Origin of the sequence: Streptomyces sp. ID05-39B, assembly GCF_033794725.1 — a bacterium.
Lineage (GTDB): Bacteria > Actinomycetota > Actinomycetes > Streptomycetales > Streptomycetaceae > Streptomyces > Streptomyces bobili.
Map to the genome: position 1 here is coordinate 1 of NZ_JARGEF010000299.1, position 8,468 is coordinate 8,468.

General features: G+C 68.5%; 5 protein-coding genes, 1 tRNA gene and 1 pseudogene. All 7 read right to left on the reverse strand.

The window, feature by feature from the left end:
- Window positions 1–336: 336 nt before the first annotated feature.
- Window positions 337–413 (reverse strand) — tRNA-Ile (locus P1P75_RS36825).
- 112 nt (window positions 414–525) lie between these two features.
- Window positions 526–1,386 (reverse strand): DUF3566 domain-containing protein, encoded by an 861-nt coding sequence (locus tag P1P75_RS36830; protein WP_319263658.1) that lies wholly within the window; start codon window positions 1,384–1,386, stop codon window positions 526–528.
- 18 nt (window positions 1,387–1,404) lie between these two features.
- Window positions 1,405–3,999, reverse strand: a complete 2,595-nt coding sequence (gene gyrA / locus P1P75_RS36835; RefSeq protein WP_319263660.1) for a DNA gyrase subunit A — start codon at window positions 3,997–3,999, stop codon at window positions 1,405–1,407.
- Between the two features lie 42 nt (window positions 4,000–4,041).
- Window positions 4,042–6,126 (reverse strand): DNA topoisomerase (ATP-hydrolyzing) subunit B, encoded by a 2,085-nt coding sequence (gyrB, locus tag P1P75_RS36840; protein WP_319263662.1) that lies wholly within the window; start codon window positions 6,124–6,126, stop codon window positions 4,042–4,044.
- Window positions 6,127–6,568: 442 nt separating this feature from the next.
- Window positions 6,569–7,153, reverse strand: coding sequence for a DciA family protein (locus tag P1P75_RS36845; RefSeq protein ID WP_319263663.1), 585 nt, complete (start codon window positions 7,151–7,153; stop codon window positions 6,569–6,571).
- Window positions 7,150–8,271: a DNA replication/repair protein RecF gene (gene recF, locus P1P75_RS36850; protein ID WP_266459461.1), complete on the reverse strand. Its 1,122-nt coding sequence runs from the start codon at window positions 8,269–8,271 to the stop codon at window positions 7,150–7,152. Before recF ends, P1P75_RS36845 begins: the two co-directional genes overlap by 4 nt.
- An 82-nt stretch (window positions 8,272–8,353) precedes the next feature.
- Window positions 8,354–8,468 (reverse strand): annotated as a pseudogene (locus P1P75_RS36855) (6-phosphogluconate dehydrogenase); the annotation flags it as partial.

An 8,468-nucleotide genomic window follows, 5' to 3' on the forward strand; every position in this document is an offset into this window, starting at 1 on the left:
TTTTTTGGCTCGGAAATGTTTATAAAGACCAGCCGCCACGCCAACCCGTCCGACGGCCACCGAACGCACGCACACCAACCGGTCCACCGGCCAGCGATCGCTCACACATCAGCCGGGCCGCCTGCCTTCCGGCCGACGCGCCGAGCCGTTCCCTGGTGCTCCCGCAGCACCGTCCCGACTCTCCGGCCGCCACACCTCGCCGTGGGACGCCCCGCGGCCGCCGCGCCCAGAACACGTGGCCCCTTGCCCCCGGGGGGCCTTGCCTCCCGCTCTCGCGCAACTCGCCCGCGCACACACGCCGAAGGCCCCCAACCTGATGGTTGGGGGCCTTCGTACTGGTGGGGCTAACAGGATTTGAACCTGTGGCCTCATCCTTATCAGGGATGCGCTCTAACCAACTGAGCTATAGCCCCGCCGCGCTCTGCGGTGTATGTCCCGCGCGCTGACCCCTGAAGATTAGCGCACGACGTGGGCAGTCCCAAAATCGGTTGTCGGCGGAGGTTTGGAACGACGCCGACGGCTGAGTCACTCGTCTTCGGCGAGGGTCAGCTCGACGCCGCCCACGAAGCCCGCGGAGAGGTTGTAGATGAACGCGCCGAGCGTCGCGAGAGCCGTCGCGAGGACGACGTCGATGACCGCGATGATCGTCGTGAACAGCAGCACGTTGGGCAGGGACAGGAAGGACTGGAGGTCGAAGCCGTTCGACTCGTTGGAGCCGGTCGCCTCCGAGATCGTGCCGCCGACCGTCGAGAAGACGCCCATCGCGTCCATGACCATCCACAGGACGGCCGACGCGATGATCGTGCAGATCCCCAGCGCGATGGAGAGCAGGAAGCTGACCTTCATCACCGACCACGGGTCGGCCTTCGCCACCCGCAGCCGCGCCTTACGCACCCGGGGTGTGGTCCGGGCGCCGGTGCGCGGTCGGCGGACCGCTCCGGCCGGGGCGGGAGTCGAGTAGGCCTGCGGCGGATGGTAGGCGCCGGCGGGCTGCTGTCCCTGGCGTTCGCCGGGCAGCGGGGAGGCCTGCTGGGCCTCAGGGCCGGCCTTGCCCGTGCCGGCCGCGTACTGCTGGGTCTGCGGACCTCGGGTGTCCGTCACAGTTCCCCCCTGGGATCCATGCGTGTCGGGCGAGTGCGAGTCTTTCGCGGATGACTTGATCGCCTGGAGGTTGGTCGTGTGCGGATCTGTCGCGCGCGCGTCGGCCGTCCGGGTGTCGGCCCCCCGCCCGTCGGTGGGCCGCGCCTGGGTCGTACGCGCATCCTTGTTCACCGCGGCGGAGCCACGGCTGCCGTCCGTTTCCGTACCGGCAGAGGTACCGGCCGAAGGGTCGGCAGAGGTGCCGGCCGATGTTCCGACCGAACCGGCGCCCGTGGCTCCGCTCACGATGACTCACTCCTCGTGCTACTCGGTCGAGGGCGCCTCACCCTCGTCCGTGCCGCTGGTCGCGGCGTCCTCGACGGTCTCGTCGGCGGCTACGTCGCCGTCGATCTCCACCGCCTCGCGCCCCGCCTCGGCGTTACGTGCAATACCGACCACGGCATCGCGCTTGCCCAGGTTGATCAGTTGGACGCCCATGGTGTCACGGCCCGTCTCCCTGACCTCGTTGACTCGCGTACGAATCACACCGCCGGACAGCGAGATGGCGAGGATCTCGTCCGTCTCCTCGACGATCAGCGCGCCGACCAGCGAACCGCGGTCCTCCACGATCTTGGCGGCCTTGATGCCCAGGCCACCGCGACCCTGGACGCGGTACTCGTCGACGTTGGTCCGCTTCGCGTACCCACCGTCTGTGGCAGTGAACACGAACGTACCGGGTCGAACAACATTCATCGAGAGCAGCTCGTCGCTCGAACGGAAACTCATGCCCTTGACGCCCGAGGTGGCACGACCCATCGGGCGCAGAGTGTCGTCCGACGCGGTGAACCTGATCGATTGGGCCTTCTTGCTGATCAGCAGTAGATCATCATCGGCCGAGACGAGTTCGGCTCCGATCAGTTCGTCGTCGGATCCGTCCTCCCGCTCCCGCAGGTTGATCGCGATGACACCGCCGGAACGCGGCGAATCGTAATCCTTCAGAGGCGTCTTCTTGACCAGACCGCCCTTGGTGGCCAGGACCAGGTACGGCGCCGCCTCGTAGTCGCGGATCGCGAGGATCTCGGCGATCGACTCGTCCGGCTGGAATGCCAGCAGGTTCGCCACGTGCTGTCCACGCGCGTCGCGTCCCGCGTCGGGAAGCTCGTAGGCCTTCGCGCGGTAGACGCGGCCCTTGTTGGTGAAGAACAGCAGCCAGTGGTGCGTGGTGGAGACGAAGAAGTGGTCGACGATGTCGTCCTCCTTCAGCTTCGCGCCCCGCACGCCCTTGCCACCGCGCTTCTGCGCCCGGTAGTCGTCGGCCTTGGTCCGCTTGACGTAGCCACCGCGCGTGACGGTGACGACGATGTCCTCCTCGGCGATGAGGTCCTCGATGGACATGTCACCGTCGTAGGGGATCAGCTGGGTCTTGCGGTCGTCACCGTACTTCTCGACGATCGCGGCCAGCTCGGCGCTGACGATGCCGCGCTGGCGGACCGGCGAGGCGAGGATCGCGTTGTACTCGGTGATCTTCGCCTGGAGCTCGTCGTGCTCCTGGACGATCTTCTGACGCTCCAGGGCGGCCAGTCGGCGCAGCTGCATCTCGAGGATGGCGTTCGCCTGGATCTCGTCGATCTCCAGCAGCGCCATCAGGCCCGTGCGCGCGATGTCGACGGTGTCGCTGCGCCGGATCAGCGCGATGACGTCGTCGATGGCGTCCAGGGCCTTCAGCAGGCCGCGCAGGATGTGCGCCCGCTCCTCGGCCTTGCGCAGCCGGAACTTCGTACGGCGGACGATGACCTCGATCTGGTGCGTCACCCAGTGGCGGATGAACGCGTCCAGGGACAGCGTGCGCGGCACTCCGTCGACCAGCGCCAGCATGTTGGCACCGAAGTTGGTCTGGAGGTCGGTGTGCTTGTACAGGTTGTTCAGGACGACCTTGGCGACCGCGTCGCGCTTGAGGACGATCACCAGGCGCTGGCCCGTGCGCGACGAGGTCTCGTCACGGACGTCCGCGATGCCGCCGATCTTGCCGTCCTTCACCAGGTCGGCGATCTTCTGCGCGAGGTTGTCCGGGTTGACCTGGTAGGGCAGCTCCGTGACCACCAGGCACTGGCGGTTCTGGATCTCCTCGACCTGGACGACCGCGCGCATGGTGATGGAGCCACGGCCCGTGCGGTACGCCTCCTCGATGCCCTTGCGGCCGACGACGAGGGCGCCGGTCGGGAAGTCAGGGCCCTTGATGCGCTCGATCAGCGCGTCCAGGAGCTCCTCGTGCGAGGCCTCCGGGTTCTCCAGGTACCACTGGGCACCGGACGCGACCTCGCGCAGGTTGTGCGCGGGGATGTTGGTCGCCATGCCGACCGCGATACCGGCCGAACCGTTGATCAGCAGGTTCGGGAAGCGGGCCGGCAGGACGGTCGGCTCCTGGGAGCGGCCGTCGTAGTTGTCCGTGAAGTCGACGGTCTCCTCGTCGATGTCGCGGACCATCTCCATCGACAGCGGCGCCATCTTGCACTCGGTGTACCGCATCGCCGCCGCCGGGTCGTTGCCCGGCGAGCCGAAGTTGCCGTTGGAGTCCACGAGCGGCATGCGCATCGACCACGGCTGCGCGAGGCGGACCAGCGCGTCGTAGATCGAGGAGTCGCCGTGCGGGTGGTAGTTGCCCATGACGTCGCCGACGACGCGGGCGCACTTGTAGAAGCCGCGCTCGGGGCGGTAGCCGCCGTCGTACATGGCGTACAGGACGCGGCGGTGGACGGGCTTGAGGCCGTCGCGGACGTCCGGCAGCGCACGCGAGACGATGACGGACATCGCGTAGTCGAGGTACGAGCGCTGCATTTCCGTCTCGAGCCCGACGGGCTCGATGCGCATGGCGATTTCGCCGCCCTCTTCAGGGCTGACGGGAGTGTTCTCGTCGGTCATTGCTGGTGTTGATCCTTCCTGGTCCGGTCAGCTGAGACCGACTCAGATGTCGAGGAAGCGGACGTCCTTGGCGTTGCGCTGGATGAAGGCACGGCGCGCCTCGACGTCCTCGCCCATGAGGACCGAGAACAGGTCGTCGGCCTGGGCGGCGTCATCGAGGGTGACCTGGCCGAGGACGCGGTGCTCCTGGTCCATCGTGGTGATGCGCAGCTCCTCGGCGTTCATCTCGCCGAGGCCCTTGAAGCGCTGGATCGAGTCCTCACGGACCCGCTTGCCGCGCTGGCGGCCCATCTCGAGCAGCGCGTCGCGCTCGCGGTCGGAGTACGCGTACTCGATGTCGTCCCGGCCCCACTTGATCTTGTAGAGCGGGGGACGGGAGAGGTACACGTGCCCGGCCTCGACCAGCGGCCGCATGAAGCGGAACAGGAAGGTCAGCAGCAGGGTGCTGATGTGCTGGCCGTCGACGTCGGCGTCCGCCATCAGGATGATCTTGTGATAGCGGAGCTTCTCGATGTCGAAGTCCTCGTGGACGCCCGTGCCGAACGCGGAGATCAGGGCCTGGATCTCCTGGTTCTGCAGGATCTTGTCGATCCTGGCCTTCTCGACGTTGAGGATCTTGCCGCGGATCGGGAGGATCGCCTGGTACTGCGGGTTCCGGCCGGACTTGGCCGAGCCGCCGGCGGAGTCACCCTCGACGATGAAGATCTCGCACTTGGTGGGGTCGTTCGACTGGCAGTCGGAGAGCTTGCCCGGCAGGGACGCCGACTCCAGCAGACCCTTGCGGCGCGTGAGGTCGCGGGCCTTGCGGGCCGCCACGCGCGCGGTGGCCGCCTGGATGCCCTTGCGGACGATGTCCGCCGCCTCGACCGGGTTGCGGTCCAGCCAGTCGTTGAGGTGCTCGTAGACCGCCTTCTGGACGAAGGTCTTGGCCTCCGTGTTGCCCAGCTTCGTCTTGGTCTGGCCCTCGAACTGTGGCTCGCTCAGCTTCACCGAGATGATCGCGGTCAGACCCTCGCGGATGTCGTCACCCGTGAGGTTGTCGTCCTTCTCGCGCAGCAGCCGCTTGTCGCGCGCGTACTTGTTGACCAGGTTGGTCAGCGCCGCGCGGAAGCCCTCCTCGTGCGTACCGCCCTCGTGCGTGTGGATGATGTTGGCGAACGAGTAGACACCCTCGCTGTAGCCACTGTTCCACTGCATCGCGACCTCGAGGGACAGGCTCTTGTCCTTGTCCTCCGCCTCGAGGTCGATCACCGTCGGGTGCACCGCTTCGCCCTTGCGGGAGTTGAGGTACTTCACGAAGTCGACGATGCCGCCCTCGTAGTGGTACGTGACGGTCTTGACCTCGTCCTTGTCGTCCGCACCCGCCTCGTCCGCGCCGGCGGTGGCCTTCGCCGACTCGCGCTCGTCAGTGAGTTTGATCGTCAAACCCTTGTTGAGGAACGCCATCTCCTGGAAGCGCCGCGACAGCGTCTCGAAGGAGTACTCGAGGGTCTCGAAGATGTCGCCGTCGGCCCAGAAGGTGACCGACGTGCCGGTCTCCTCGATCGCCTCGTGCTTGGAGATCGGCGCCGTGGGGACGCCCATCTTGTACTCCTGGGTCCACCGGTGACCATCGGTGCGGACCTCGACGGAGACCTTGCTCGACAGGGCGTTCACCACGGAGACGCCCACGCCGTGCAGACCGCCGGAGACCGCGTAGCCGCCGCCGCCGAACTTGCCGCCCGCGTGCAGCACGGTCAGGACGACCTCCAGGGCCGGCTTGCCCTCCGAGGGAACGATGCCGACCGGGATGCCACGGCCGTTGTCGATCACTCGGACGCCACCGTCGGCCAGGATCGTCACGTCGATCGTGTCCGCGTGGCCGGCCAGCGCCTCGTCGACGGAGTTGTCGACGACCTCGTACACGAGGTGGTGCAGGCCGCGCTCGCCGGTCGAACCGATGTACATACCGGGTCGCTTGCGGACCGCGTCCAGGCCCTCGAGGACGGTGATGGCACTGGCGTCGTAGGAGGCCGTGACCTCGCTGCCGAGGGTCGCGGCCTCGCGGACGACGCCGGCGTCGGTGGACGGGATGTTCTCGTTGGGGTTGCCGGAATCGGCCACGAAGCGCCCTTTCTGGCACAGCACGAGCCGGGCTCGTCGGCGGGTTGCCGGAGCGGCTGCGGCATGTTGCGTTGGTAAGCCTTGATCAGCGTTGCTCAGCGTTTCCCGGGCGGTCCCCACGTTTGGGGCGGGATTCGGCTCCAGTCTACCGGTAGCGCCGACAGTGATGGGGGTTTGCCGGTACCTGAGTCCGCATGTGCCGCCCTCAACTGGTCTCTGCCGGGTCCCCATATACGGAACGGGCCTCCAAGAGGCTCACGGAGGCACTCAGCGCTTCCGGGTGTCAACCCTTGGCTACTGGCGAGTCAACTCCGCACACACGACCCTGTCCGGACCCGCACGGACTCGTCCGCACGGGCTCCGCACCCGCATCGACGGCAAGGCCCGCACCGGGCCGCACGGTCCCCGAACGACGACGGCCGGGACGGTACGACAGCACCGTCCCGGCCTCAGTACGTGACACATGTCACCCGTAGGTGTCTCCGGGCCCCTTGCTGCCCGGGGCCCGCAGAGGGCCGTAGCGACGGACCGGACCCGCCGGGCCCTGCACCCTGATCTGCTGCACCCTGCCGTGGCCGAGGTCCTCGTTGAGGCGGGCGACCAGCGTCGGGGCGAGCAGCCGCAGGTTCGTCGCCCAGGCCGTGGAATCGCAGCGCACGAACAGCACCCGCTCGTCCTCGTCGTACCGCTCCGGTTCGCAGTGCTTGGCGATGTCCTCGCCGACGATCTGCGGCCAGCGCCCCATCACCCCGCCCACCGCGGCCGGCGCCTCCCAGCCCCGCTCGGTGAGGAGCCGGTTGATCGCCGAGCCGAGCGCCATGGGGTCGCGGCCGTCCGCGCGCGCCCCGGAGCGCAGACCGCCCCCACGCCGCGCCTGCTTCCTCTGCTGCGCCGCGTCCCCCCGCGCGCGTGCCTGCTCGCGCGCCGCCCGCAGCGCCACGCGCGCGAGATCGACACCGGAGGGCTCAGGCGTTCTGCTCGGCTCCGGAGCCGCCTCGGAATCGGGCGACTTCTTCGCAGCGGGCGACTTCTTCGGCTCAGGCGCCGTCATACGCGCTCCACCGACCCCTCCGCCACGGCGTACCGCGCGCCCGCGAGCACATGCGGTACGTCGTCGTCGACGGCGGCCGTGACCAGCACCTGCTCACCGGGCGCGACCAGCTCGGCCAGCCGCTCACGCCGCCGGGTGTCCAGCTCGGCGAAGACATCGTCGAGCACCAGGACCGGCTCGTTGCCCTCGGCCCGCAGCAGGTCGTAGGAGGCCAGCCGCAGCGCGAGCGCGTAGGACCAGGACTCGCCGTGGGAGGCGTACCCCTTGGCGGGCAGCTGACCGAGTTTGAGCAGCACATCGTCCCGGTGCGGACCCGCGAGCGTGACGCCCCGCTCGATCTCCTGCTTGCGGACGTCCACGAGCGCGCCCATCAACTGCTCGTAGAGGTCCTCGCGCGTGTGCGCCTCGCCCGGCGCCGACGCCTTGTACTCCAGCGCGACCGGGCCGCCGCCGGGGGCCAGCTGTTCGTACGCCTTGTCGGCGAGCGGCTGGATCGCGGCGATCAGGTCGAGACGCTGGGCGAGCAGCTCGGCGCCCACGCGCGCGAGGTGCTGGTCCCACACATCGAGCGTGGACAGGTCCATGGTCCGGCCACCGTGCCGGCGGGCCAGCGCGGCGGACTTCAGCAGGGTGTTGCGCTGCCTGAGCACCCGCTCGTAGTCGGAGCGCACGCCCGCCATCCGCGGGGAGCGCGCGGTGATCAGCTCGTCGAGGAACCGGCGGCGCTCACCCGGATCGCCCTTCACCAGGGCGAGGTCCTCGGGCGCGAACAGCACGGTCCGGACGATCCCCAGCACATCACGCGGTTTGACCTGCGAGGACCGGTTGATGCGGGCACGATTGGCCTTGCCGGGGTTCAGCTCCAGCTCGACCAGCTGCTGCCGCTCGCCCTGCCGGACCTGCGCCCGGATGACGGCGCGTTCCGCGCCCATGCGGACCAGGGGAGCGTCGGAGGCAACCCGGTGACTGCCGAGCGTGGCGAGATAGCCAACGGCCTCGACGAGGTTCGTCTTGCCCTGCCCGTTGGGGCCCACGAACGCGGTGACGCCCGGGTCGAGCGGAACTTCGACCCGGGCGTACGAGCGGAAGTCGGCCAGCGACAGATGCGTGACGTGCATGGTCGTTTCGCCGACCTCCCCCGGCGTTGTGGACCGCCGAAACAAACGATCCTGTGAAGGGCCGCCGCAACGGCCCGCTGGACTACTTCTTCTCGACCGCGTGGCCGCCGAACTGGTTGCGCAGCGCGGCGATCATCTTCATCTGCGGCGAGTCCTCCTGGCGGGAGGCGAACCGCGCGAACAGGGACGCCGTGATC

Excerpts from the sequence above, each read along its gene's own strand:
- gyrA (WP_319263660.1), bottom strand. The coding sequence starts at position 3,999 with ATGACCGACGAGAACACTCCCGTCAGCCCTGAAGAGGGCGGCGAAATC.
- P1P75_RS36845 (WP_319263663.1), bottom strand. The coding sequence starts at position 7,153 with ATGACGGCGCCTGAGCCGAAGAAGTCGCCCGCTGCGAAGAAGTCGCCC.
- recF (WP_266459461.1), bottom strand. The coding sequence starts at position 8,271 with ATGCACGTCACGCATCTGTCGCTGGCCGACTTCCGCTCGTACGCCCGG.